At 70.6% G+C, this 23063-nt stretch carries 23 protein-coding genes; 15 read left to right on the forward strand and 8 right to left on the reverse strand.

All coding sequences use genetic code 11. From position 1 onward, the window contains the following. Positions 1-469, reverse strand: a 469-nt coding sequence (locus OOT46_RS16255; RefSeq protein ID WP_265404671.1) for a Gfo/Idh/MocA family oxidoreductase, incomplete at its 3' end; no start/stop codon positions are given. Between the two features lie 127 nt (positions 470-596). On the opposite strand from OOT46_RS16255, the gene gorA reads away from it, so the two are divergent. The 5 genes from gorA (at position 597) to OOT46_RS16280 (ending at position 5769) form a co-directional block, all read left to right on the forward strand. After that, positions 597-1979 (forward strand): glutathione-disulfide reductase, encoded by a 1383-nt coding sequence (gene gorA / locus OOT46_RS16260; RefSeq protein WP_265404672.1) that lies wholly within the window; start codon positions 597-599, stop codon positions 1977-1979. Positions 1980-2074: 95 nt separating this feature from the next. Further along, positions 2075-3655: an alkaline phosphatase D family protein gene (locus OOT46_RS16265; RefSeq protein WP_265404673.1), complete on the forward strand. Its 1581-nt coding sequence runs from the start codon at positions 2075-2077 to the stop codon at positions 3653-3655. Positions 3656-3699: 44 nt separating this feature from the next. Further along, positions 3700-4566, forward strand: a complete 867-nt coding sequence (locus tag OOT46_RS16270; RefSeq protein ID WP_265404674.1) for a D-hexose-6-phosphate mutarotase — start codon at positions 3700-3702, stop codon at positions 4564-4566. Positions 4567-4727: 161 nt separating this feature from the next. Then, complete coding sequence (locus OOT46_RS16275; protein ID WP_265404675.1) at positions 4728-5063, forward strand: hypothetical protein; 336 nt, start codon at positions 4728-4730, stop codon at positions 5061-5063. A 169-nt stretch (positions 5064-5232) separates the two neighbouring features. Then, positions 5233-5769 (forward strand): BON domain-containing protein, encoded by a 537-nt coding sequence (locus OOT46_RS16280; RefSeq protein WP_265404676.1) that lies wholly within the window; start codon positions 5233-5235, stop codon positions 5767-5769. A 119-nt stretch (positions 5770-5888) separates the two neighbouring features. Here the strand turns inward: OOT46_RS16280 and OOT46_RS16285 are convergent, their stop codons facing one another. Then, positions 5889-6932 (reverse strand): NADP-dependent oxidoreductase, encoded by a 1044-nt coding sequence (locus tag OOT46_RS16285; protein ID WP_265404677.1) that lies wholly within the window; start codon positions 6930-6932, stop codon positions 5889-5891. Positions 6933-7028: 96 nt separating this feature from the next. Beyond that, complete coding sequence (locus OOT46_RS16290; RefSeq protein WP_265404678.1) at positions 7029-7985, reverse strand: gamma-glutamyl-gamma-aminobutyrate hydrolase family protein; 957 nt, start codon at positions 7983-7985, stop codon at positions 7029-7031. Between the two features lie 335 nt (positions 7986-8320). Between OOT46_RS16290 and OOT46_RS16295 the strand changes: the two genes are divergently transcribed. The 3 genes from OOT46_RS16295 to OOT46_RS16305 all read left to right on the forward strand — a co-directional run bounded on the left by OOT46_RS16295 (position 8321) and on the right by OOT46_RS16305 (position 10568). Further along, on the forward strand, positions 8321-9436 hold the full coding sequence (locus OOT46_RS16295) for an ABC transporter substrate-binding protein (RefSeq protein ID WP_265404679.1): 1116 nt from the start codon (positions 8321-8323) through the stop codon (positions 9434-9436). Positions 9437-9503: 67 nt separating this feature from the next. Continuing rightward, positions 9504-9740: an RNA-binding S4 domain-containing protein gene (locus OOT46_RS16300; protein ID WP_265404680.1), complete on the forward strand. Its 237-nt coding sequence runs from the start codon at positions 9504-9506 to the stop codon at positions 9738-9740. Between the two features lie 84 nt (positions 9741-9824). Further along, complete coding sequence (locus OOT46_RS16305) at positions 9825-10568, forward strand: 2OG-Fe dioxygenase family protein (RefSeq protein ID WP_265404681.1); 744 nt, start codon at positions 9825-9827, stop codon at positions 10566-10568. A 25-nt stretch (positions 10569-10593) separates the two neighbouring features. On the opposite strand, the gene OOT46_RS16310 is transcribed toward OOT46_RS16305, so the two are convergent. Then, the gene (locus tag OOT46_RS16310; RefSeq protein WP_265404682.1) at positions 10594-10782 is read right to left on the reverse strand and encodes a DUF3606 domain-containing protein; all 189 of its coding nucleotides are present in this window, start codon (positions 10780-10782) and stop codon (positions 10594-10596) included. 171 nt (positions 10783-10953) lie between these two features. Here OOT46_RS16310 and OOT46_RS16315 point away from each other — a divergent pair, with 171 nt between their 5' ends. The 3 genes from OOT46_RS16315 to OOT46_RS16325 all read left to right on the forward strand — a co-directional run bounded on the left by OOT46_RS16315 (position 10954) and on the right by OOT46_RS16325 (position 15446). After that, on the forward strand, positions 10954-12378 hold the full coding sequence (locus OOT46_RS16315) for a cytochrome ubiquinol oxidase subunit I (protein ID WP_265404683.1): 1425 nt from the start codon (positions 10954-10956) through the stop codon (positions 12376-12378). Beyond that, positions 12368-13375, forward strand: a complete 1008-nt coding sequence (gene cydB, locus OOT46_RS16320; protein WP_265404684.1) for a cytochrome d ubiquinol oxidase subunit II — start codon at positions 12368-12370, stop codon at positions 13373-13375. The genes OOT46_RS16315 and cydB overlap by 11 nt, the downstream gene beginning before the upstream one ends. 148 nt (positions 13376-13523) lie before the next feature. After that, positions 13524-15446, forward strand: coding sequence for an ATP-dependent metallopeptidase FtsH/Yme1/Tma family protein (locus tag OOT46_RS16325; protein WP_265404685.1), 1923 nt, complete (start codon positions 13524-13526; stop codon positions 15444-15446). Between the two features lie 125 nt (positions 15447-15571). On the opposite strand, the gene OOT46_RS16330 is transcribed toward OOT46_RS16325, so the two are convergent. Continuing rightward, positions 15572-15937: a hypothetical protein gene (locus OOT46_RS16330; RefSeq protein WP_265404686.1), complete on the reverse strand. Its 366-nt coding sequence runs from the start codon at positions 15935-15937 to the stop codon at positions 15572-15574. 143 nt (positions 15938-16080) lie between these two features. Between OOT46_RS16330 and OOT46_RS16335 the strand changes: the two genes are divergently transcribed. The 3 genes from OOT46_RS16335 to OOT46_RS16345 are packed head-to-tail and all read left to right on the forward strand — an operon-like array spanning position 16081 to position 18267. Further along, positions 16081-16389: a hypothetical protein gene (locus tag OOT46_RS16335; RefSeq protein ID WP_265404687.1), complete on the forward strand. Its 309-nt coding sequence runs from the start codon at positions 16081-16083 to the stop codon at positions 16387-16389. Positions 16390-16408: 19 nt separating this feature from the next. Then, a complete protein-coding gene (locus OOT46_RS16340) occupies positions 16409-17458 on the forward strand; it encodes a diacylglycerol/lipid kinase family protein (RefSeq protein WP_265404688.1) in 1050 nt (349 codons plus the stop codon). Continuing rightward, a complete protein-coding gene (locus OOT46_RS16345; protein WP_265404689.1) occupies positions 17455-18267 on the forward strand; it encodes a metallophosphoesterase family protein in 813 nt (270 codons plus the stop codon). Before OOT46_RS16340 ends, OOT46_RS16345 begins: the two co-directional genes overlap by 4 nt. Before the next feature lie 66 nt (positions 18268-18333). Here the strand turns inward: OOT46_RS16345 and OOT46_RS16350 are convergent, their stop codons facing one another. The 3 genes from OOT46_RS16350 to OOT46_RS16360 form a co-directional block, all read right to left on the reverse strand. Then, the gene (locus OOT46_RS16350) at positions 18334-19248 is read right to left on the reverse strand and encodes a Tim44 domain-containing protein (protein WP_265404690.1); all 915 of its coding nucleotides are present in this window, start codon (positions 19246-19248) and stop codon (positions 18334-18336) included. Positions 19249-19306: 58 nt separating this feature from the next. Continuing rightward, positions 19307-21709, reverse strand: a complete 2403-nt coding sequence (locus OOT46_RS16355; RefSeq protein WP_265404691.1) for a GGDEF and EAL domain-containing protein — start codon at positions 21707-21709, stop codon at positions 19307-19309. A 66-nt stretch (positions 21710-21775) separates the two neighbouring features. Continuing rightward, entirely contained in the window at positions 21776-22369 is a 594-nt protein-coding gene (locus OOT46_RS16360; RefSeq protein ID WP_265404692.1) for a flavin reductase family protein, read from the reverse strand. A 232-nt stretch (positions 22370-22601) separates the two neighbouring features. Between OOT46_RS16360 and OOT46_RS16365 the strand changes: the two genes are divergently transcribed. Continuing rightward, entirely contained in the window at positions 22602-23063 is a 462-nt protein-coding gene (locus OOT46_RS16365; protein ID WP_265404693.1) for a (2Fe-2S)-binding protein, read from the forward strand.

Below are 23063 nucleotides of genomic sequence, written 5' to 3' on the forward strand. Positions count from 1 at the left end.
GCGGACGGTAGCGGTCGAAGTGCGACTCGAAGTGCACCACCCGGCCCAGCCGGCCCGAGGCGATCAGTGGCCGCAGGGTCAGGAAGTCGGCGTCCCAGCGGCGGTTGTGGAACACCGACAGCAGGCGCTGCTGGCGCCGGGCCAGGGTGTCGAGCTCGGTCGCCTCCTGCAGGGTCACGGTGAAGGGCTTGTCCACCACCACGTGCTTGCCGGCCAGCAGCGCTGCGCGCGCGAGCGGGTGGTGCGTCTCGTTGGGGGTGGGGATGACGATGAGCTGCAGGTCGGGGCGGGCGATCAGGGCCTCGGCCGTCGGCTCCACCGGCAGGCCGGGCCAGTCGGCCTGCACCTTGGCCGGGTCGCTGCTGGAGACCGCCGCCAGTTGCAGCCCCGGCACCCCGGCGATCAGGGGGGCGTGGAAGGTCTTGCCGGCATAGCCGTAGCCGATCAGGCCCACGCGTATCGTGTCCATGCTTCGGTGTCCTTGCTGCGCGCCTCGCGGCGCGTGAAACAAAGTGCGCAAGCTTAACCGCAGCCTCGGCGGCTCGCCGTACGATGGCCGGGGCCCGACCCGCGAGCCGGGCCAGGAGGACAAGCGCGTGGCTCTTCGACATTTCGATCTGGTGGTCATCGGCGGCGGCAGCGGCGGGGTGCGGGCGGCGCGTCTGGCCGCACGCCGCGGCGCGCGTGTCGCGTTGGCCGAGGGCGCCCGGCTGGGCGGCACCTGCGTCAACCTGGGCTGCATTCCGAAAAAGCTCTACAGCCATGCCGCGCATCACGGCACGGCCTTCGAGGAGGCGCGTGCCTTCGGCTGGCGCTTCGAGACCCCGGTGCTGGACTGGGCCGAACTGAAGCGCCGGCGCGCGGCCGAGGTGGCGCGCCTCAACCAGGTCTACGCCGGCCTCTTGAGCGACGCCGGGGTCACCGTGCTGCCGGGCTGGGCGCGCCTGACGGAGGCCCGGACGGTGCAGGTCGGCGAGCAGACCGTCACCGCCGAACGGGTGCTGCTGGCCACCGGTGGCGCGCCGGGCTTGCCCGGGATCGAAGGCGCGGAGCTGGGCATCACCTCCAACCAGCTGTTTGACCTGGAGCCCTTTCCGCGCCGCCTGGTGGTGGTCGGCGGCGGCTATATCGGCTGCGAGTTCGCGTCCATCTTCACCGGTCTGGGCGCCCAGGTGAGCCTGCTGCACCGCGGCGAGCGGCTGCTGGAAGGTTTCGACGACGAAGTGCGCGACTTCGTGGCTGGCGAGCTGGTCAAGAAGGGCGTCGAGCTGCGGCTGGCGGCCCGCGTGGAGGCGCTCGCGCCCGGGCCCGAGGGTGTCTCGGTGCGGCTGGGCGGTGTGTCGGCCCTGGCCGCCGACGCAGTGCTGCTGGCCACCGGCCGGGCGCCGTGCACCGGCGGGCTGGGCCTGGAGGCGCTGGGCCTGCAGCTCGACGAGCGCGGCGCGGTGCCGGTCGATCGGTCCTTCACGACCGCGCTGCCCTGGCTGCACGCGATCGGCGACGTCACGGGCAGGCAGGCTCTGACGCCGGTCGCGCTGATGCAGGCCGCGGCGCTCATCGACCGCCTCTACGGCTGCGGCGACCGCCCGCCGCGCGAGATGAGCGAGGACCTGGTCCCGACCGCCGTCTTCTGCGACCCGCCGGTGGCGGCCGTGGGGCTGACCGAGGCCGAAGCGCGCCGGCGCCACGCCAAGGTGCGCATCTGGCGCTCGGAGTTCCGACCGCTGAGGCACGCGGTCAGCGGCAGCCCCGAGCGTGCACTGATGAAGCTGGTGGTGGACGGCGAGACCGACCGGGTGCTCGGGGTGCACCTGGTGGCCCCCGAGGCGCCCGAGGTGGTCCAGGGCTTTGCGGTGGCGATCAAGGCCGGCGTCACCAAGGCCTTGCTGGACAGCACGGTGGCGGTGCACCCCAGCCTCGCGGAGGAACTGGTGCTGATGCGCGACGAGGTCTGCCGCGGCGGCAGCAGCCTGGCCTGAGGCGGAGCGGCCCGGTGGTGTGCGGCTGACACACGGATGTCAAGGGCGCGCGCCAAGCTCGCGCACTGCTTTGGCTTCGAGACAGGGGACCCGCGATGAAACGCAGAGACTTCGTGCACCAGGGTTTGTGGGTGGGTGCGGCCGGCTTCGGTATTCCGCGCATCCTGAAGGCGCAGCAGGCGCCGGCCGCCATCACCCGCGATACCCAGCGCCCGCAATTGCCGCACGGCGTCGCAAGCGGCGACGTCACCAGCGACAGCGGCATCGTCTGGGCGCGCAGCGACCGGCCGGCGCGCCTGTGGGTCGAGTGGTCCACGCGCGAGGATTTCTCCGAGGTCCGGCGCGTGCCTGGCCCCCACCTGCTGGAGGACAGCGACTACACCGGCCGCATCGACCTCCAGGACCTGCCGCGCGGCCAGCACATCCACTACCGCGTGCTGCTGCAGGACCTGGGCAACGAGCGGGTGATGTCCGAGCCGGTGCCGGGCCGCTTCCGGCTGGCCCCGGGCATCCCGCGCGACATCCGTCTGGTCTGGAGCGGCGACACCGCCGGGCAGGGCTGGGGCATCAACCCCGAATGGGGCGGCATGCGGCTCTACGAGCAGATGCGGCGTGCCGCGCCCGATCTCTTCCTGCACTGCGGCGACACCATCTATGCGGACGGACCGATCGCGCCCGAGGTCCGGCTCAAGGACGGCAGCGTCTGGCGCAACCTGGTGACGCCCGAGGTGAGCAAGGTGGCCGAGACGCTGGACGAATACCGCGGCCGCTACCGCTACAACCTGATGGACGAGCACGTGCGCCGCTTCGCCAGCGAGGTGGCGCAGATCTGGCAGTGGGACGACCACGAGGTGACCAACAACTGGTCGCCGTCCAAGGACCTTTCCGCCGATGCCCGCTACAGCGAGAAGCGCGTGCCGCTGCTGACCGCCCGCGGCACCCGTGCCTTCCTCGAGTACGCACCGCTGCGCCGCCACGGCGACGTCGAGAGCGAACGTCTCTACCGCCACATTCCCTACGGCCCGCTGCTGGACGTGTTCGTGATCGACATGCGCAGCTACCGCGGCCCCAACACCGACAACCTGCAGGCTGCGCAAGGGCCGGACTCGGTGCTGCTCGGCAAGCCGCAGATCGCCTGGCTGCTCGACGGGCTGCGGCGTTCGCGCGCGACCTGGAAGATCATTGCCAGCGACATGCCGCTGGGCCTGCAAGTGCCGGACGGCCAGGACGCCGCCGGCCGCGCGCGCTGGGAGGCGGTCGCCAACGGCGAGGACGGGCCGGCCCGCGGCCGCGAGCTGGAGATCGCCCATCTGCTGCGCGAGATGAAGCGCTCGCGCATCCGCAATGTGGTCTGGCTGACCGCCGACGTGCACTACACCGCGGCGCACTACTACGACCCCTCGCAGGCCCGCTCGGGCGACTTCGATGCCTTCTGGGAGTTCGTCTCCGGCCCGCTGCATGCGGGCAGCTTCGGCCCCAACAAACCAGACTCGACCTTCGGCCTGCAAGTGGTCTACCAGAAGGCGCCGCCCGAGGCCAATGCGCCGCCGTCGGCCGGCTTCCAGTTTTTCGGCCAGGTGGACATCGACGCCCGCACCCGCGCGATGACCGTCACGCTCAAGGACCTGGAGGGCGCGTCGCTCTACCGCAAGACCCTGTGGGCGCTGCCCTGGTAGCGCCGCAGTGAGCGGGAGGCGGGAGCGGGTAAGCTCGGTGGATCATGTCGAACATCTCCACCCCCGAACTTGTTGATCTCCAGGGCCAGCCGGCCGTCCAACTGCAGGCCCGCGACGGCGCCCGGGTCACGGTGATGCTGCAGGGTGCCCAGGTCGTCGGCTGGACGCCGGCCGGCGGCTCCGAGCGGCTCTACGTTTCCGAGCAAGCCGTCTATGCCGAGGGCCAACCGGTGCGCGGCGGCGTGCCGGTGATCTTCCCGCAGTTCGAGAAGCGCGGGCCGCTGCAGCGCCACGGCTTCGCCCGCAACAAGCGCTGGCAGCTGCTGCGTGCCGAAGTGGGCCGCGACGACGCGCTGGCGGTGCTGCGCCTGGAGGACGACGCGGAGACCCGCGCCGTCTGGCCGCACGCCTTTGCGCTCGAGCTGACCGTCGCGGTGGGCGGCAGCCGGCTCGACCTGGAGCTCGAAATCGAGCACCGCGGCGGCGAGGGCGCGGCGCCGTTCAGCTTCATGGCGGCCCTGCACACCTACCTGCGGGTGCGCGAGGTCGAGGAGGCGCGGTTGAAGGGCTTGCAGGGCCTGCGCTACGAGGACAGCACCCGGCCCGGCAGCGAACCGCAGGTCGAGTTCTCGGCGGCCTTGTCGATTTCCGGGGAGACCGACCGCATCTACTTCGGCGCCACCCGGCCGCTGGTGCTGGAGGAGCCCCACCGCGGGCTGGTGGTCGAGACGCAGCAGTTTCCCGACGTGGTGGTCTGGAACCCCTGGGAAGAGAAGTGCGCCGCGCTGCCCGACATGCCGCCGCTGGGGTTCCGCCGCATGCTGTGCGTCGAGGCGGCTCTCATCGGCGAGCCGGTGACGCTGGCGCCCGGCGAGCAGTGGTGGGGCCGCCAGAGCCTGCTGGCCGACTGAGCCGCCGCGCGCCCGGTCCCCTGGGGCCCGGGCCGGCCGGAATGGGACTGTAAGACGTCGCTGACACCCCCGGCCCCGCTCAGCTGACAGAGCCGGCCCGCCCTGCGGCCTAGAGTCTAGGCATCGACTGGTTCAGCTCTTATTGCCGTAGAGGACTCGTCATGGCCGCACCCTTCCTCCCTGTGATCGGCACCGCCTTGATGGCGATGGCGGGCGGTTTGGGCGTGGTCGCCGTTCAGCAGGCCTTGGCGGATGCCGGCGTGGCGGGCGGCGACGAGGTCCAGTTCGTGCGATGCGCGGGGGTGCGGCAGGAGTTCACCCATGCCCCGCACCCGGCGCAGCCGGCCCAGCCGGTCTGGGTCCTGCGCCGCAAGCCGACCGAGGCCCCGGCCAGTTGTGGCGACAACGGCAGCCCGTTCGTCGGGCCCGGCCTGGCCGAGCCGGACTGGCTGGAGCGGCGCCCGGGTGTGGTGGGCCTGCCGCGGCTGCTGGTATGAGCGAGGGCGGAACGTCGTGGTGTTTTTGGTGTGGCCCGGCGGCGCTGCCGGGCGGGCCACGGTACAGCGGACCGCCCGCGGGCCCCGCAACGACGCCGGTGATCCAGCCGGATCCGCTCGGGGGCGAGCCCCAGGCGCGGCATCTTTCTCAACAGGAAGGAGATAAGCGATGAAAGCACTGACTCTGGCGAGCGCCCTGGCCGCGGCCCTGTCCCTGGTGGCCTGCGATCGGGCCGACAACGACACCACGGCCGAACGCGCCGGCGACGAGATGGTCGCGCAGACCGACCGGGCTGCGCAAAACGTCGAGAGCGGTGCCGAGCGTGGCGCCGACCGGGCCCGTGAGGCGGGCAGCGAGATCGCCGAGCAGGCCCGTGAGACGGGTGCCGACATCAAGGGCGCGGCCGCCACCGGCGTCGACAAGGCCAAGGACGCGGGCGGCGAGATGGCCGATCGCGCCGGCGAGGCCGTCTCCGACGCCGCCATCACGGCCTCGGTGAACGCTGAACTGGCCCGCGACGACAAGCTGAGCGCCCTGCGCATCGACGTCGACACCAGCAACGGCAAGGTCACGCTCAACGGCACGGCGCCCAGCGAGGCCGACCGCGAGCGCGCCACCCAGCTGGCCTCGACGGTGCGCGGCGTCACCAGCGTGGACAACATGCTGACGGTCAAGCCGTCGGAGAACGCCCGCCCGGCCAAGTAAGGAAGCGCAGCGGGCACCCCCGGCAGCGGGCTGTGCTGTAGAGGCCGCTGCCGCACAAGCAAAAAAGGAAACCCCGCCTCGGCGGGGTTTCCTTCATCGGGCTGCGCGAGCCGCAGGCCTCAGTCGCTCACCTTCAGCACCAGCTTGCCGAAGTTCTCGCCGCTGAAGAGCTTCAGCAGGGCCTCGGGGAAGGTCTCCAGCCCCTCGACCACGTCCTCGCGGGACTTCATGCGGCCGTCCTTCAGGTAGCCGGCCAGTTCGGCGATGGCCTGCGGGTAGCGGTCGGCGTAGTCGAACACGACAATGCCTTCCATGCGCGCGCGGTTGACCAGCAGCGACAGGTAGTTTTTGGGGCCCTGGATCGATTCCGGGTTGTTGTACTGCGAGATGGCGCCGCAGATGATGATGCGGGCCTTGCGGTTGATACGGGTGAGCACCGCGTCCAGGATCTCGCCGCCGACGTTGTCGAAATAGATGTCGACGCCCTGCGGGCAGTGCGCCTTGAGCCCGTCCTTGACCGGGCCCTGCTTGTAGTCGATGCAGGCGTCGAAGCCCAGCTCCTTCACGACGAAGTCGCACTTGGCCTGGCCGCCGGCGATGCCGACCACGCGGCAGCCCTTCAGCTTGGCCAGCTGGCCCACGGTCTGGCCCACCGCGCCGGCAGCGCCGGAGACCACCACGGTTTCACCGGCCTTGGGCTGGCCCACGTCCATCAGACCGAAGTAGCCGGTCATGCCCGGCATGCCCAGCACATTGAGCCACTGCGTCAGGGAGCCGACGCGCGGATCGATGCGCACCAGGCCGGCACGCCGCAACTGGTCGCCGGGCAGGGCGCAGTAGGCCTGCACGCCGAGGCTGCCGCTGACCAGGGCGCCGACCGGGAAGTCAGCGTTCTGCGACGCAATCACGCGGCCGATGCCGCCGGCACGCATCACTTCGCCGATGCCCACCGGCGGGATGTAGGACTTGCCTTCATTCATCCAGCCGCGCATCGCGGGGTCGAGCGACAGGCAGAGCGTCTGCACCACCACACCCTGCGGGCCGGGCTCGGCCACCGGCTCGGTGGTGAAGTTCCAGTTGTCGCGCGTGGGGCTGCCGGCCGGGCGGGACGCCAGGCGGATCTGCTGGTTGCTGAGGCTGCTGAGGACGGGGGGAGTGCTCATGGTGGTCGGGATGGCGGTGGTTTGTTCGAATGAAACCATAGCGCGGTCCTGCCGCGCGTCACCTAAGTGACGGACGGCGCGCCCTTGCACGCTCGCTCAGGTTCGGCCGGCTTCGGCGTGGGCCTTGACCGGGACGGCGACCGGTGTCGCCGGCAGGCCCGGCTCGCGGGTCGCCGCCCGGTCCGCCGGCAGTTGCAGCGGTGCGCGCGGCAGGCGCGGATCCGGGCTGTCGCGGTCGCGCAGCCGCTGCAGCGCGGCATTGCGCGCCTCGCTGAGGAAGTCGAGGATGATGGGCGAGCTGTCCGCCAGGTTGTTGCGGTCGAGGTGGAACTCCGGGTGCCACTGCACGCCCATCGCATACCCGTCGCCGGTCCAGCGGATCGCCTCGATCACGCCGTCCACCGTCGAGACGGCCTCGACCTCGATCTGCTTGCCGGGCCGGGCCACCGCCTGGTGGTGGATGCTGGTCACGCGCAGGCGCGCAGCGCTGGGGTAGAGCGCGGCGAGGCGGCTGTCGGGGACGAAGCTGACCTCGTGCGCCAGCTGGTCGTAGAGCTCGGCGTCCACATGGGAGTGGGCGCCTGCGTACTGGGTCATCACGTCCTGGTAAAGCGTGCCGCCAAAAGCGACATTGAGCAGCTGGCAGCCGCGGCAGACCCCGATCACCGGCTTGCGCTGCTGGATGAAGGCGCGCAGCAGCGCCAGCTCGTAGCGGTCGCGCACCGGGTCGCCGGCCCAGCGCGGGTCGATCGGTTCCTGCCCATAGCTCTGCGGGGAGACGTCGGCACCGCCCTGCAGCACCAGGCCGTCGAGTTCGTTGACGTAGTCGAACACGGACAGGTGGCGCGCCGCGCGGCGGCTGTCCTCGGCCACGGCCGGGACCATGAAGGCAATCGCGCCGTGCTCCATGATCCAGTGCGCCAGCGACTGCTCCAGGTACTGCAGGGTCTTGTTGCGGAAGCCGAGCTCGGAAGGCACCTGGTACAACAGGCGGGCCGAAATGCCGATGCGCAAGGGCCTGGTTTGCGCCGAGTGCGGCGAGTTTTGCGTCATGCGGTCTCCAACACTGCGGGAACCGGCCTCGGCCGGTGCTTGCTCGATCAAGCAAAGAATGCGCCGGGACCCGGCCCTGTATGCATCCGCCTGCATCCGGATCGGGGCGCTGCTCGCTGAGCCTCGCACCGCTGTCGCGAGCACCGCCATCGCGGGCCGGCTGCCGCACTGTGGATTACTTCACAGATGAAGGCCTCGGGGCGCGGCTCTCAGCTTCAAGCAAGGGTTTACCCTTTGTTGCGCTTTAGGATAAGCCGCTGTCGCCGTCCTGCGCGGTCGGACCCCTCCACATTGCGATCCCTCTCATGCCGAGTCTTGCCCGTTCCCTTCGCTGTTTGCTGCCCGCCTTGCGCCGTTCGCTGCTGGCTGTGGCCGTCGGGGCCGCAGCCGGCGCCGCCCACGCCGACATCGTGGTGGCCCAGGTGGCCCCGTTCAGCGGTCCGCAGGCGGTGACGGGCCGCGCCATCCATGCCGGTGCCAAGCTCTACATCGACGCGGTCAACGCCCGCGGCGGCGTGCGCGGCCAGCGCATCAAGCTGGTGACACGCGACGACGCGCAGAAGCCCGAGGAGACCGTGCGCCTGGTCAAGGAAGTGCTGCAGCAGGAAGCGCCAGTGGCCCTGATCGGCACGGTGGGCACCAGCAACCTGGAAGCGCTGGCTCGCGACGGCGTGCTCGACAAGTACCGCGTCTCCATGGTGGGGGCGGTCTCCGGCGCCGCCAGCGTGGCGCAGTCGCGCAGCCTGCGTGTCGTCAAGGCCAGCTACCACGACGAGATCGACAGCCTGTTCAGCAAGCTGTCCCAGCTCGGCCTCAAGCGGGTCGGCGTCGTGTTCCAGGACGACGGCCTGGGCAAGGACGTCAACGCCGGGGTCGACAAGGCCGCCAGGCGTTACGGCATCACGCTGGTCAGCAGCACCGGCTACCCGCGCAACACGACGGACGTGACACCGGCGGTCAACAACATGCTCAAGGCAGGGCCGCAGGTCATCTTCCTCGGTGCCACCACGGCGGCGGCGGTGCAGTTCGTCAAGCAGTACGGTGCCGCTGGCGGGCAGGCCACGATGTACGGCATGTCCATCATCGACACCGAAGCGCTGCTCAAGACCCTGGGCCCGGATCGCGCGCGCGGCTACGCCTTCTCGGTCGTGCTGCCGCTGTCGAGCAAACCCGACCGCGAGGTGGTGCGCGAGTACCTGCGCCTGAGCGAAGCCGGCCAGTACCCCGACCTGTCGGCCCGCTCGATGGAGGGTTTCATCGCCGCCAAGGCGCTCGTGAAGGCGCTGGAGAAAACGCCGCGGCCGAGCGCCGAGAGCGTCACTGCGGCGCTCGACGCCGCGGCCGAGCTCGACCTCGGCGGCTACCGCCTCGATTTCAGCAAAGCCGACCGCAGCGGCTCGCGCTATGTCGACTTCGCGATGATCGGCGACGGCGGCCGCATCGTTCAGTGAACCACCGCCCGGCAGGCTCGGCGCGAGGCACAATGTCTGCCTACAAGACGCAGCCGGCAGGACGTACATGCTGATCATCGATTTCGAACTCCGCGGCGAGTTCATCACGCTCGACCGCCTGCTCAAGGCCACCGGGCTGGCCGACAGCGGCGGCGAGGCCAAGGCCATGGTCGCGGCCGGCAAGGTGCAGGTCGACGGCCAGGAGGAATCGCGCAAGACCTGCAAGGTGCGTCCGGGTCAGGTGGTGGCGGTGCACGGGACCCGGGTGCGGGTGCTGGCGGCCCAGGAGCCGGCCGCCGCTTGAGCTGGCGGCGGGCGCGGGCCCGGGGTCCTTGCTACAGTGCGGCTTGTATCTTCTGCAAGGCTTCGCCGCCGGAGCATCCCTGACATGACCCCTGCTGCGCCCACCGTCGAGCTGCCCCGACTCCTTCCTACCCTGCGCGGACAGGGCCATGCCGTGCTCGGCCCGGCGGCGCTGGCGGCCTGGATGGGCCAGCCCTTGTCGGCGCTGGAGGCGCTGCGGCCGTCGTGGCAGCGCCTGCCGCCCGACGCCTACCTGCGCGACGGCGGTCGCTATCGGCGCCGTCGCCACTCCTGTTTCGTGGCCAGGCAGGGCGAGCTGGCGCAGGTGCCGCACCGCGCGCACTGGCAACCGATCGAATACAACGCGCTGCACGGCGGGCTGGAACGCTGGTTTGAGCCGATGGAGCCGGCCGTCGTGGCCGAGCCGGCCTGGCCGCGGCTGCTCTCCTGCCTCGCAGGCTGCTGCAGCGAGCTGCGTCCCGAGGTGCAGGCCTGGTACATCGAGGCCCACCAGTTCCGCATCGACACCACCGACGGCATCGGCCGGCCCACGCCGGAGGGCGCCCACCGCGACGGGGTCGACTTCGTCGCCGTGCTGCTGGTGGGGCGCGAGGGCGTGAAGGGCGGCGAGACCCGGGTTTTCGAGGCGGACGGACCGTGCGGCATCCGCTTCACGATGGAGCAGCCCTGGACCCTGCTGCTGCTCGACGATGCCCGGGTCATCCATGAGACCACGCCGATCCAGCCGCTGCTGGCGGGCTGCGGGCACCGCGACACGCTGGTGATCACCTTGCGTGCCGGCGGCTTCCAGGGCCCCGCCGGGGCATAGGACACTTCGCGAGGCGGCATGGCGCTCACACCGAGGTGTGGGTGGCCAGCCAGGTGCGCACCGACGCAGCCTGGTGCCCGACCGTCTCGACGGCGCGCCGCAAGTCCTCGGCGCTGACGCCCAGCTCGGTCACCCAGTACTCCAGTTCGCTTTCCTCGTCGATGTCCACCGCGATGCGTTCGTGCCCGGCGCGATCGTAGATCTCGGTAGCCATTTCAACCTCCTGGCTCTTGGCTGGTGTCGGAGCGGGCAGGGTGCCCACAGCCGGGCTCAGCAAACCCCGTGCCCCGCGTCCCGGCCGGTCGGTCGGTGCGGCGGGAGCCGGGCTTGCTCCGGCTTGGCGCAGCGGGGCGGCAAGGGGCCCTCCGCCGTGGAAGGAGGCGACGTGGACCTGGATGCGCTCGTGCTCTCGCGGCTGCAGTTCGCCTGGGTGATCGCCTGGCACATCCTGTTGCCGGCCTTCACGGTCGGGCTGGCCTGCTACATCGCGACCCTGGAGGTGCTCTGGTGGATCACCCAGCGGGAGGTCTACCTGCGGTTGTCGGCCTTCTGGATCAAGCTGTTCGCGGTGTCCTTCGGCATGGGGGTGGTCTCGGGCATCGTGATGCCGTTCCAGTTCGGCACCAATTGGAGCCGCTTTGCCGACGCCACCTTCAATGTGGTGGGGGCGCTGATGGCCTACGAAGTGCTGACCGCGTTTTTCCTCGAGGCGGCCTTCCTCGGCATCCTGCTGTTCGGACGCCGGCTGGTGCCGCAGTGGGCCCACGTGGTCTCGGCGCTGCTGGTCGCGCTGGGCACCTTGCTGTCGTCCTTCTGGATCCTTGGCGTCAACAGCTGGATGCAGACCCCGCGCGGCCACGAACTGGTGGACGGCCGCTTCATGCCGCAGGACATGCTGGCGGTGCTGTTCACGCCTTCCTTCCCCTACCGCCTGACCCACAACGTCTTCGCCTTCCTCATCACCACCGGTTTTGTCGTGCTGGCGGTCGGCGCCGGCTACCTGCGGCGCGGCCGCCACGTGGAGGAAAGCCGGGTGATGGTCAAGATGTCGCTGGGCTTTCTGAGCGTGATGGTGCCGCTGCAGATCGTCGCCGGCGACCTGCACGGCCTCAACACCCTGGAGCACCAGCCGGCCAAGGTGGCGGCGATGGAAGGGCTCTGGGAGACCCAGCGGCGGGTGCCGGCCTCGCTGTTCGCGATTCCCGACGCCGAGGCGGAAACGAACCATTTCGAGATCGCCATCCCGGCGCTCGGCAGCCTGTATCTCACCCACGACCTCGACGGCGAGGTCAAGGGCCTGAAGGAATGGCCGCGCGAGGACCGGCCGCCGGTGGCGATCGTCTACTTCGCCTTTCGTGTCATGGTCGGCATCGGTGTGCTGATGCTGGGCATCGTGGTGGCCGGCTGGGTGCAGCACTGGCGGGGCCGGCTGATGCAGCCGGGGCGTTTCCTGCGGGTCGCCGAGTGGAGCGGCCCGCTGGGGTTTGTCGCGGTGCTGGCGGGTTGGACCGTCACCGAGGTGGGTCGCCAGCCCTGGGTCGTCTACGGGCTGATGCGCACGCGCGACGCGGTCTCGCCCACGCTCACCGCGGGCGACGTCTCGCTCTCGCTGGCGGCCTACATGCTCAGCTACCTGGTGATTTTCGGCGGCGGGTTCATGCTGCTGCGCCGCCTGGTGCTCATCGGGCCGCAGCCGGCCACCGGCGCCGAGGTCCACGAGACCGAGGCCCGCCCCAAGCGGCCCTTGTCCGCGGTGACCGACACCCCCGCCACCGCCCGGCGTGTCGAGGAGGCCGGCGATGCTGCTTGACCTGGTGCCGCTGTGGGCCGCCATCCTTGCGCTGGCGGTGTTCATGTACGTGCTGCTGGACGGCTTCGATCTGGGCGTCGGCATGCTGTTCGCGCTGCGGCGGGACGGCCACGAGCGCGACCTGATGGTCGCCTCGGTGGCGCCGATCTGGGATTTCAACGAAACCTGGCTGGTGCTCGGCATCGGCGGGCTGATGGCGGTGTTTCCGCTGGCCTTCGCGGTGGTGCTGCCGGCGCTCTACTTCCCCTTCCTCGTGATGCTGCTGGGCCTGCTGTTCCGCGGCGTCGCCTTCGAGTTCCGCGAGGTCGCCGGGCCGCGGCGCAAGCTCTGGGATGCCGGCTTCTTCTGGGGGTCGCTGCTGGCGACCTTGGCGCAGGGCGTGGTGCTGGGCAACTTCATCCAGGGCTTTCCGGTGTCGGGCCGCAACTTCGCCGGCACCAGCTGGGACTGGATCTCGCCTTTTGCGCTGCTCACGGGCCTGGGGCTGGTCGCCGGCTATGCGCTGCAGGGGGCCACCTGGCTGGTGCTGAAGACCGAGGGCGCCCTGCAGGACTGGGCCCGTCGCATCGCGTTGCGCTGCCTGTGGGGCGTGCTGGCCTTCATCGCGCTGCTGAGCGTCTGGACGCCGCTGGCGCAGCCGCGCATCGCCGAGCGCTGGTTCAGCCTGCCCAACCTGCTGTATTTCTCGCCGGTGCCGCTGTTGACCGTGCTGCTGGCCTGGCAGCTGGCGCGGGGGCTCAAGCGCGGGCACGACCTGCGGCCTTTCCTCTGCTCGATGGGCTTGTTTTTCCTCGCCTTCACGGGGCTCGTGATCAGCCTCTGGCCCTACATCGCGCCGCCGTCCATCACGCTCTGGGACGCGGCGGCAGCCCCCAAGTCGCAGGCCTTCATGCTGATCGGCACCCTGTTCCTGTTGCCGGTCATCCTGCTCTACGTCTTCTGGTCCTACTGGGTTTTCCGCGGCAAGGTGCGCGCGCACCACGGCTACGGTATGTAAATTCTTCAGCAGCGCGATCGTGAGATTTCTCCGCTCGCGCTTGGAGAGGGTTCTCTAAGATGGGAAGTAATGGCCTTTCATGGCGCTGTTGCTTCCTCTTGCAGAAGCGGGTTTGGGTTCTCATATGGTCCTCTCCTCAGAGAACCGCATGAAGCCTTTCAAATCGTGGCCCCGCTGGGCGCAATATCTGGCCGGCACGTCCGTCGGCGTCCTTGTCCTCGCCGCCGCGGTGGCCCTGGACTTCCGCACTCGGGCTCCCGATGTGGGCAACAAGACGGCGCTGGCACTGGAATTCGAAGCCGAGCCGCGCCGCTGGCTGGACCACCCGAAGGACGTCTCGGAGTTCGAACGCGCGCTCGCGCAGGGCGCGGTGCAGGCGGTGGGCGTCGACGGGCGCCGGGTGCTGGTCACCGCGCGCGACGGCGAGCGTTACACGGCCGAGTTGCTGAGCACGCCGCAGGGCCTGGGCTCGCGGCTGGAGGCCTTGAGCCGCGAACGCGGTTTCGCGCTGACACCGGTGGACATCGACGAGCGTGGCACCCTGGCAAGAATTGCCGACAGCACCGGCAACGTCCTGCAGCGCCTGATGGGCCTGCTGACGGTGGCGGTGATGGGCCTGATCGCGGTCTACCTGGTGCGCCAGACGCAGGGTGGCGGCAGCAAGGCCAAGCTGGCCGAGAAGCCCGGCACCAACTTCAACGACGTGATCGGCTCGGCCGAGGCCAAGGCGGCGCTGCAGCAGGTCACGGCCTTCATGCGCAGCCCCGAGAAGTACCTGGCACTGGGCGCCAAGCCGCCGCGCGGCGTGCTGCTCGAAGGCCCGCCCGGCACCGGCAAGACGCTGCTGGCACGGGCGCTGGCGGGCGAGTGCGGCGCCAACTTCATCGCGGTCGACGGCTCCTACTTCTCCAGCATGTTCTATGGTGCCGGCATCACCAAGGTGCGCGAGCTCTTCGAGACCGCGCGCAAGCACGCGCCCTGCATCGTTTTCATCGACGAGTTCGATGGCATCGGCAAGCGCTCGACCGGCGCCAAGGTGGCCGGCGGCCAGTCCGAGGAGAACCGCATCATCAACAAGCTGCTGGTCGAGATGGACGGCTTCGCGGCGTCCGAGAACGTGGTCGTGATCGGCGCCACCAACCACGTCGGCAACGTCGACGACGCGCTCAAGCGCCCGGGCCGTTTCGACCTGGTGGCCCGCGTGGCGCTGCCGAATGTCAACGACCGGCGCGAGCTGTTCGCGCTGTGCCTGAAGCGGGTCAAGGCCGCTGCGTCCATCGAGCTGGAGACCCTGGCGCGCTCCAGCACCGGGCTGTCGCACGCCGATATCACCAATGTCGTGAACCGGGCCACCGTGCTGGCGGCCGAGGCGGGCAGCAGCAGCGTCACGCAGGAGCACCTGCACCGTGCGCTCGAAACCCACCAGCTCGGCGGCGAGGTCTCCAGCGTGAAGGAGATGTTCACGCCTGAGGCGCGCCACCGCATCGCGATCCACGAGAGCGGCCACGCCATCGTGGCCCACGTGATGAAGGCCGGCAATGTCGAGCGCGTCACGATCGAGCCGCGGGGCCACGCGCTGGGTGTGACCTTCGTGACGCGGCCGAACGAGGTGCCGCTCTACGGCGAGCAGGAGCTCCAGGCCCGCCTCGGCATGATGCTGGCCGGCCGCGAGGCCGAACTGATGGCCTTTGGCAACACCACCTCGGGGGCCTCGGACGACTTGAAGCGCGCCTCCGAACTGGCCATCGAGATGGTCAGCTCGATGGGCTTCAGCACCGAGTTCGGGCTGCTGAGCCTGCAGGGCGTGCCCGAGAAGCTGGTCGGTCCGCACATCCAGGAGAAGGTGCTGGCCGAGGCCCGCGCCCTGCTGGACAACGCCCAGCGCCTCTGTCGCGACGCGCTGCACCACCACCGCGATGCGCTGCACGCGCTGACCGACGCGCTGCTGCGCGACGACACGGTCTCGGGCCCGGCCCTGCTGCGCCTGCTGCCGGCGGGTGCCGAGGAAGAGGCACATCCCCACGCGCCGGCGCTGCGTGTCGCGATGGAGGGCAGCCAGCGGTCGCTCTGAGATCCCGTCGCGCAAGGCGGGCGAATCCGGCCTTGCGCGCGTCCGACGGCACCTGCGGCGCCCTTGTGGCCCCGGGTGCCGTTTTGTCGTGGACGCCGGCGCCGGCCCGGCAGCCAGCCTGCGGATCAGCTCGACTCCTTGTCCATGGGTTTGGGCGCCCACTCGTCGCCGACTTCGCTGCGCAGCACCTCGAGCAACTGGTCGATGACAGCGCCGGGCACCAGCGTGCCGAAGCGCTTGTGCAGCACCTCTCCGGCCCGGTAGGGACCGCCGTTGGTGTAGAGGTAGGCGCCCGACTTGTCGTGGGGTGTGGTCAGCTTCGGGTCCGCGTAGCGGGTCCCGAACCAGCGCCACATCGCGGCCTTCTGCTGCGCCGCGTCGGCGCCTTGCAGCCACTTGTCGTTGGGCTCGAACACCGGGGCGTCGATATTGCCCGCCTCCGGGGGCAGGGTCACGAGGCCGCCCTGCGCCAGTTTGTCTGCAACAGCCATGGCATCTCCTTGGTGTGTCGCGGCCACCCGCCTCGCGCGAGGCCGGGTCCGCACCGCTGTCTTCGCCCTGAGAAGCAAACGGCACGCCCTGGCGGCCGGGACGCTGCGGGAACTACACTTGCTCCGGCACGCTCACACCCATCATGGCTCCATTCACACTGCTTTTTCGTCGCCTGGCTGTCGCCGCCTTCGGCTTGCTGGCCTTCCTCGTCGGGCTCCTGATTGCCGGGCTGCTGCTGGCTGCCGGGGCGGCCACCGTGGCGGGCCTGATGGGCTGGAGCCTGCTGCGCGGCCGCCGCCCGGCGCTGCGCTGGCGGGTCGGCCGACTTGGCGTCTCGCCGTTTTTCCGCTCGGCCGCGCCGCGGCCGGGCGACGCTGCAGACGTGGTCGACGTCGTGGCGCGCGAAGTGCCGCCCAGCCCGCCCGTCTCGCTGGCCCGCGACGGGCGCTGAGCGGGGACCACGGGGAACGATGGCCGGCCAAGCAGAATTCCTCGCCGCCTGGCCCGAGGCCCCGATGCCCGGCCATGCCGGCGCGCCTTCATCCACCACCGGCAGCGCGCCCTTCAGCCGGCCGGCCACCGACGGCCCCTTGTACATCGTGCTCAACCTGCGTTCGGGCGAGCACGGCGGCAGCCCCGCCCGGCACGCCATCGAGGGCGTGCTGAGCGAAGCCGGGCGCCGCTTCGAACTGCTGCCGGTGCACAAGGGCTCGCAGGTCGCCGCGGTCGCCGCCCGGGCCGTGGCGCGGGCGCGCGAGCAGGGCGGGGTGGTGGTGGCCGCCGGCGGCGACGGCACCATCAACTGCGTGGCGCAGGCGGTGCTCGACGCGGGGCTGGCCTTCGGCGTGCTGCCGCAGGGCACGTTCAACTATTTCGGTCGGGCCCACTCGATCCCGCTCGATGCCGCGGCGGCCACACGGGCCCTGCTGAGCGCACGCCTCGAGCCCACCCAGGTGGGGCTGGTCAATGACCGGCTGTTCCTGGTCAATGCCAGCCTCGGGCTCTACCCCAAGCTGCTCGAAGACCGCGAGGCCTACAAGCGGCAGTACGGGCGCCGGCGCTGGGTGGCGCTGTGGTCGGGCCTGGTGACCCTGCTGCGCCACCACCGCCGCATGCTGCTGCGCATCGAGTACGAAGGCCTGCCGCGCCTGGTCGAGAGCTCGACGCTGTTCATCGGCAATAACAGCCTGCAGCTGGAGCAGGTCGGCATTGCCGAGGCGGAGTCGCTGGAGCAGGGCCGGCTGGTCGGCCTGAGCGTCAAGCCGGTCAGCCGCTGGGCCATGCTGGGCCTGGTGCTGCGCGGCGCGGTGGGACGGCTGGGCGAGGCCGAGAACGTGCTCAGCTTCGACTTTCGCCGGCTCGAGGTGCAGCCGGTCGTGGCGCCGGGGCGCAAGGTCCGGGTCAAGGTCGCGACCGATGGCGAGACCGCCTGGATGCACGCCCCCCTGACCTTCCGCGTGGCGCCTCGCCCGCTGTGGCTGCTGAAGCCCTTGCCGCCCGAGGTGCCGCCGTCCGCATGAGCGTCCTGCTGCAGATTTCCGATCCTCACTTCGGCACCGAGCATCGCGAGGTCGAGACGGCCCTGCAGCAACTCGTGCAACAGGAGCGGCCTGCGGTGCTGGTGCTATCGGGTGACGTGACGCAACGCGCGCGGCGCTCGCAGTTCGCCGCCGCGCGGCGTTTTGTCGAATCGCTCGCGGTGCCGGTCACGCTGGTCATCCCGGGCAACCACGACATTCCGCTGTTCAACCTCGCCGCGCGCGGCTTCGCGCCCTATGCCAACCACTGCCGCGCCTTCGGCCCGGCGCTGGAACCCAGCCACGAGAGCGAGGACCTGCTGGTGCTGTGCCTCAACACCACCCGTCCATGGCGGCACAAGGACGGCGAGGTCTCGCCGGCGCAGATCGAGCAGGTGGCGCAGCGCCTGCGTGCAGCGCGCGAGCGGCAGCTGCGTATCGTGGTGACCCACCAGCCGATGCTGGTGACGCGGCTGCAGGACGAGCAGAACCTGCTGCACGGCCACCGCGAGGCGGCGCGGGCCTGGGCCGATGCGGGCGCCGATCTGGTGATGGGCGGCCACATCCACCTGCCCTATGTGCGCCCGCTGGCCGATGGCATCGCGGGGCTGCGCCGTGCGGTCTGGGCGGTGCAGGCCGGTACCGCGCTGTCGAGCCGGGTGCGTGACGGCGTGCCCAACTCGGTCAACCTGCTGCGCTACGACCCCGCGCAGCAGCCCTTGCAGTGTGTGGTGGAACGCTGGGACTGCCCCGAAGGGGCGGGCGGCTTCGAGCTGCAGGGAAGCACCTCGATCAGGCTTGACCGGTCCTGAAGTTCGGAGGATCACCTCCGTGCTTCGCAGGGCGGTGCGAGCCCCTTCGGCTCGGCCGGGCGGGGCTCATTGGGTCTGCTGGATCCCGGCGATGGCCCAGTCGCGCGTGCCGTTGCGGGGCCTGACCAGGTGCCAGACCTCGTCGAAGGGCAGCGCGACGCTGTCGTTTTCCTCGCGCATCAGCCCGTGGTAGCGCACGCTGACGACGTCCTGATCCCCCTCGCTGGCGAGATCCAGCACCTCGGCGTCGAGCTGCACGACGTCGGTGCGTTGCGGAGCGCCCTGGCGGTCGTGCAGGTCCAGCCGCGCGGTGGCGAACATTTCGGGCGTCGTGAACCGGCGCAGGTCCTCGAGGTTGCCGGCATCGTTGGCGGTTTGCAGGCGCAGGAACATCAGCTTGGCGACGCGCGAGAAGCTGGCCGCGTCAAAGCCGGGTGGCAGGTTGTGGCGCGGCGCCGCCGGCGTGCCGGTGGCGGCGGCTTGCACGGCGGCCGGCGACAGCCCGGCGGCCGGGCGGCCCCAAGGCTGCTCGCTGCCGGTTCGCAGCGCCGGGCCGCCCGCGGGCTGGAGCCGGGCGCCGGCCAGGCGGCGCATCACGAAACGAATCGCCAACACGGCGAGCAGGGCCAGCAGCAGGAAGGTGAGGAAGGTCGCGAAACCCTCGCCCAGGCCGAGGTGGCTCATCAGCGCGGCCAGACCCAGCCCGGCGGCCAGGCCGGCCACCGGCCCCAGCCAGGAACGGCGCGGGGCCGTCTGGGCCGCCGCGCCCGCCGCGGGGGCGCCAGGCGTGGCGGCCGGCTGGTTCTGCGTGGCCTGTTGCTGCTGCTGAGGGGGCGGGTTGGGCGACTGGCGCGGCGGCAGCTGGCGTTTCATGCCGGCACTGCCGCCGCCCCCCAGACGCCGGGCATCGACCTCGGTGGTCGCCATGCCGAGGCCCAGGCCGAACAAGGCCACCAGCAGGGTGAGGCAGAACTTCTTCATGGCGGATCTCCAGGCTCGGTATTGCCTGGGACCGGCAAGCGCCGGGCCTGCCGTCGTGCTACCTGGCCGCGCGCTCCAGCATCCAGGCCCGGAAGTCCTCGGCCGCCAGCGGACGGCTGATCAGCTCGCCCTGCATCTCGGCGCAGCCGTTGGCGGCCAGGAAGTCGCGCTGCGCGGCCTGCTCGACGCCTTCGGCGATCACGTCCTGGCCCAGGCTCAGTGCCATCTGGATCAACGCCCGCGCAATCGCGGCGGCGTCCTGGGCGGCCGGCAGGTCGCGCACGAAGGAGCGGTCGATCTTGACCTTGTCGATGGGCAATTCCTTCAGATGGCGCAGCGAGAAATAGCCGGTCCCGAAGTCGTCCACCGAGATCTGGATGCCCATCGCCTTGAGGCGCTGCAGCTTGGCCTTCACCTCGGGCAGGTCGTCCATCAGCATGCGTTCGCTCAGTTCCAGCTCCAGCCAGTCGCCGGGCACCTCTTCCTCCTTGAGGACCCGCTCGACCGCCTCGACGAAACCGCGTGCCTGGAACTGCACGGTGGACAGGTTGACCGCCACCGGCGCCAGCGCCAGCCCCTCCTCGCGCCAGCGTCGGACGTGCCGCAGCGCCTCGCGCAGCACCCACTGGCCCAGCGGCCACATCAGGCGCTGCTGCTCGGCCACCGGGATGAAGCTGTCCGGCATCAGCAGACCGCGTTCGGGGTGCTGCCAGCGGATCAGGGCCTCGGCACCGACCAGCGCGCCGTCGTGATGGCGCACCTGGGGCTGGAAGTGCAGCACGAACTCGTTGTGCTCGATCGCCTCGACCAGGCGGCTTTCCATCACCAATGCGGCGTAGGCGGTGTGGGCCAGGGCCGGATCGAAAAACTGGTAGTTGGCACGGCCGCGCGACTTGGCCAGGTACATCGCGCTGTCGGCGTGCTTGATCAGCTCGGCCGGCGAGCGGGCGTCGGTGGGATAGAGCGCGATGCCCAGCGAGGCCGTCACCGAGATCAGCCGCCCGTCCGCGTCCACCGGCACCTCGATCGCCGCCAGCAGCTTGCCCGCCACGGTCTCGACCTCGGACAGCTGGCGCACCGCCGGGCACAGCACCATGAACTCGTCGCCGCCGAAGCGGGCCACCCGGTCGGTGCTCCTGAGTGTCTCGGTGATGCGCATCGCGACGGTCTGCAGCAGCTTGTCGCCGGCCATGTGGCCCAGCGAGTCGTTGACACGCTTGAAGTCGTCGAGGTCGATGAACAGCAGCGCGAGCTGCTCGCCGGCGCCCGCGGCAAAACCCATGCGGTGGTCCAGCTCGTCCATGAAGGACATGCGGTTGGGCAGGCCGGTCAGCGCATCGTGGTGGGCCAGGTGGTGGATGCGGGCCTGGGCGGCGCGGCGGTCACGCAGGTCGCGCACGATGGACATGCGCAGGGCTTCGCCCTTGTGCATCAGCGTGCGGCCGATGAACTCGACCGGGATGCGCCGGCCCTCGCGGTCGAGCACCTCGCTCTCGTAGCTGACGTCCTGCCCGGCGGCGCGCACCGCGGCGACCTTGGCGCGCTGCTCGGGCGGCACGAAGTCCAGCACCGAGCGCCCCAGCAGCTCCTCCAGCGCGTAGCCGGTGAGCGCGCAGATCGGCGGGTTGACGTCGGTGATGATGCCGTCGCGATGGAACACCACCCCCTCGGCGCTGGCCTGCAGGAACCTGGACAGGCGCTCCTCCGACTCACGCGCTTCGCGCTCGGCCAGGCGGTGGCGGGTGACGTCGTGGATCAGCACGAAGGCCGCGATCGAGCGGCCCTGGGCATCGACATGCGGCAGCAGGGTGACTTCCAGCCAGCGCGGCCGGCCGGCCTCGTCCGGCAGCTCGCGTTCGTAGACCACCGCTTGCTGCGACTGCAGCATGCGCTCGACATGCGGACTGATCTCCCGGGCCGCCTGTTCGCCGATCACCTCGGCGAAGGTACGCCCCAGGATGGACACCTCGTCCCAGCCGAAGGTGCGCGCGTACTGCCGGTTGGCGAAGACGCAGCGGAAGGTCTGGGCCTCGTAGTAGGCGATCAGCGCGGGCACGCTGTCGGCCGTCAGGCGCAGCAGCTGGGCCTGGGCCAGCGCCGCCTGCTCGGCCTGCCGGCCCGCCGTGACGTCCTGGAACAGGCAGACATGGCAGGCCTGCCGGGGCATCCAGCAGGAGCTGCACTCGAGCCAGCGCTGCTCGCCGTTGCCGAGGCGCAGGCCCAGCGACAGCACCAGGCTGGCGGGCCGGGCCAGGGCGGCCAGCAGGGCCAGGCGGGAGGCCGTGTCCAGCAGCGCCAGCCAGCCGCTGCCCTGCAGCGTCTCGCGCTGGGCGCCGGCAAAAGCGGCGAACTCCGGGCTGACGTGGCGCGCCGAGCCTCCGGTCGCGGCCACCACCACCATGCCCGGCAGCAGTGCCCACAGCACGCTCCCTTCGTCCGATGCCACCGCGTCCTTGTTCATGCCTCGCCTGGCTGGGACGCGCCTCCCCGTGGCCGCGTACCCAGATGTGATGTGATCCTCAGGCGATCATAGCGGCGACCGGACATCCAGGCCGTCGCCGGTCGTGAAGAAGGCGCCGCCGGCCACATAGTGCAGGGTGCGCAGCGCCGGGTCGGAGCCCGCGTCGTAGAGCCAGTGCCCGTTGGCGAAGACCCGCTCGTCGGCCCAGGCGGCCACCACTTCACCGATGAACAGATCGTAGGCCTGCTGGTTGCGCGGCTCGGGCAGCACGCGGCATTCGAGCCAGCCCACGCAGCCCTCGATCAAGGGCGCGCCGATCTGGCTGGCGGCGAAGGTGCGCAAGCCCAGTGCGCGGATCTTGTCCTCGCCGCCGTCCGGGATGTCGCGCCCCGACTGGTTGCCTGCGGCCAGGGTCGCCTGCGCCAGCGCGCGGCAGGGCACATTGAGCGCGAAGCAGCCGGAAGCTTCCACCAGCTCCCGGGTGTAGGTGCTTTTGTCGATCACCACCGCGACCTTGGGCGGCTGGAAGTCGAGCGGCATGCTCCAGGAAGCCGCCATCACGTTGCGCCGGCCGGCGTCGGCGCTGCTGACGAGCACCGTCGGCCCGTGGTTGAGCAGGCGGTAGGACTTCGCGAGTTCGACATAGGCCAGGTGGGACATCGCGGCAGTGTACGAGGAAGCGGTTCCCGCAGTTGGGCGCACGCGCTCGCGCGGTGGCGCCTTTCGACCTGATCCGAGCAGGGGCAAACGCCGGCCGCTGGTCGCTGGCGCCGGAGCGCGTGAACATCGGGCACCTTGCCTCGACGGCCCCGGCGGTCCCCACGGCCGCGGCGGTCTTGTCCGCACGGTGTTTCCCCACGGCATCACATCGATCACATCGAAAGGAGTACGCATGCCCAGTCTCACCCTCAATGGCAAGCTGCAGCAGCTGGACGTGTCCGACGACACCCCGCTGCTGTGGGCGGTGCGCGATGTCGCCGGCCTCACCGGCACCAAGTTCGGCTGTGGCATCGCGATGTGCGGCGCCTGCACCGTGCACGTGGACGGGCAGCCGGTGCGCGCCTGCGTGACGCCGGTGGCCGCGGTCGTCGGCAAGCGTGTCACGACCATCGAGGCCATCGGGCAGAGCCCGGTGGGCCGCAAGGTGCAGGCGGCCTGGCGCGAGCTCGACGTGGTGCAGTGCGGCTACTGCCAGTCGGGCCAGGTGATGTCGGCCACCGCGCTGCTGGAGGCCAATCCGCAGCCGAGCGACGCCGATATCGACGCGGCGATGAGCGGCAACATCTGCCGCTGCGGCACCTACGGGAGGATTCGGGCCGCCATCAAGCTGGCCGCCCGCAGAAAGGAGGCCTGA

It is taken from the genome of Aquabacterium sp. A7-Y, from assembly GCF_026153205.1.
Classification (GTDB): Bacteria; Pseudomonadota; Gammaproteobacteria; order Burkholderiales; family Burkholderiaceae_C; genus Caldimonas.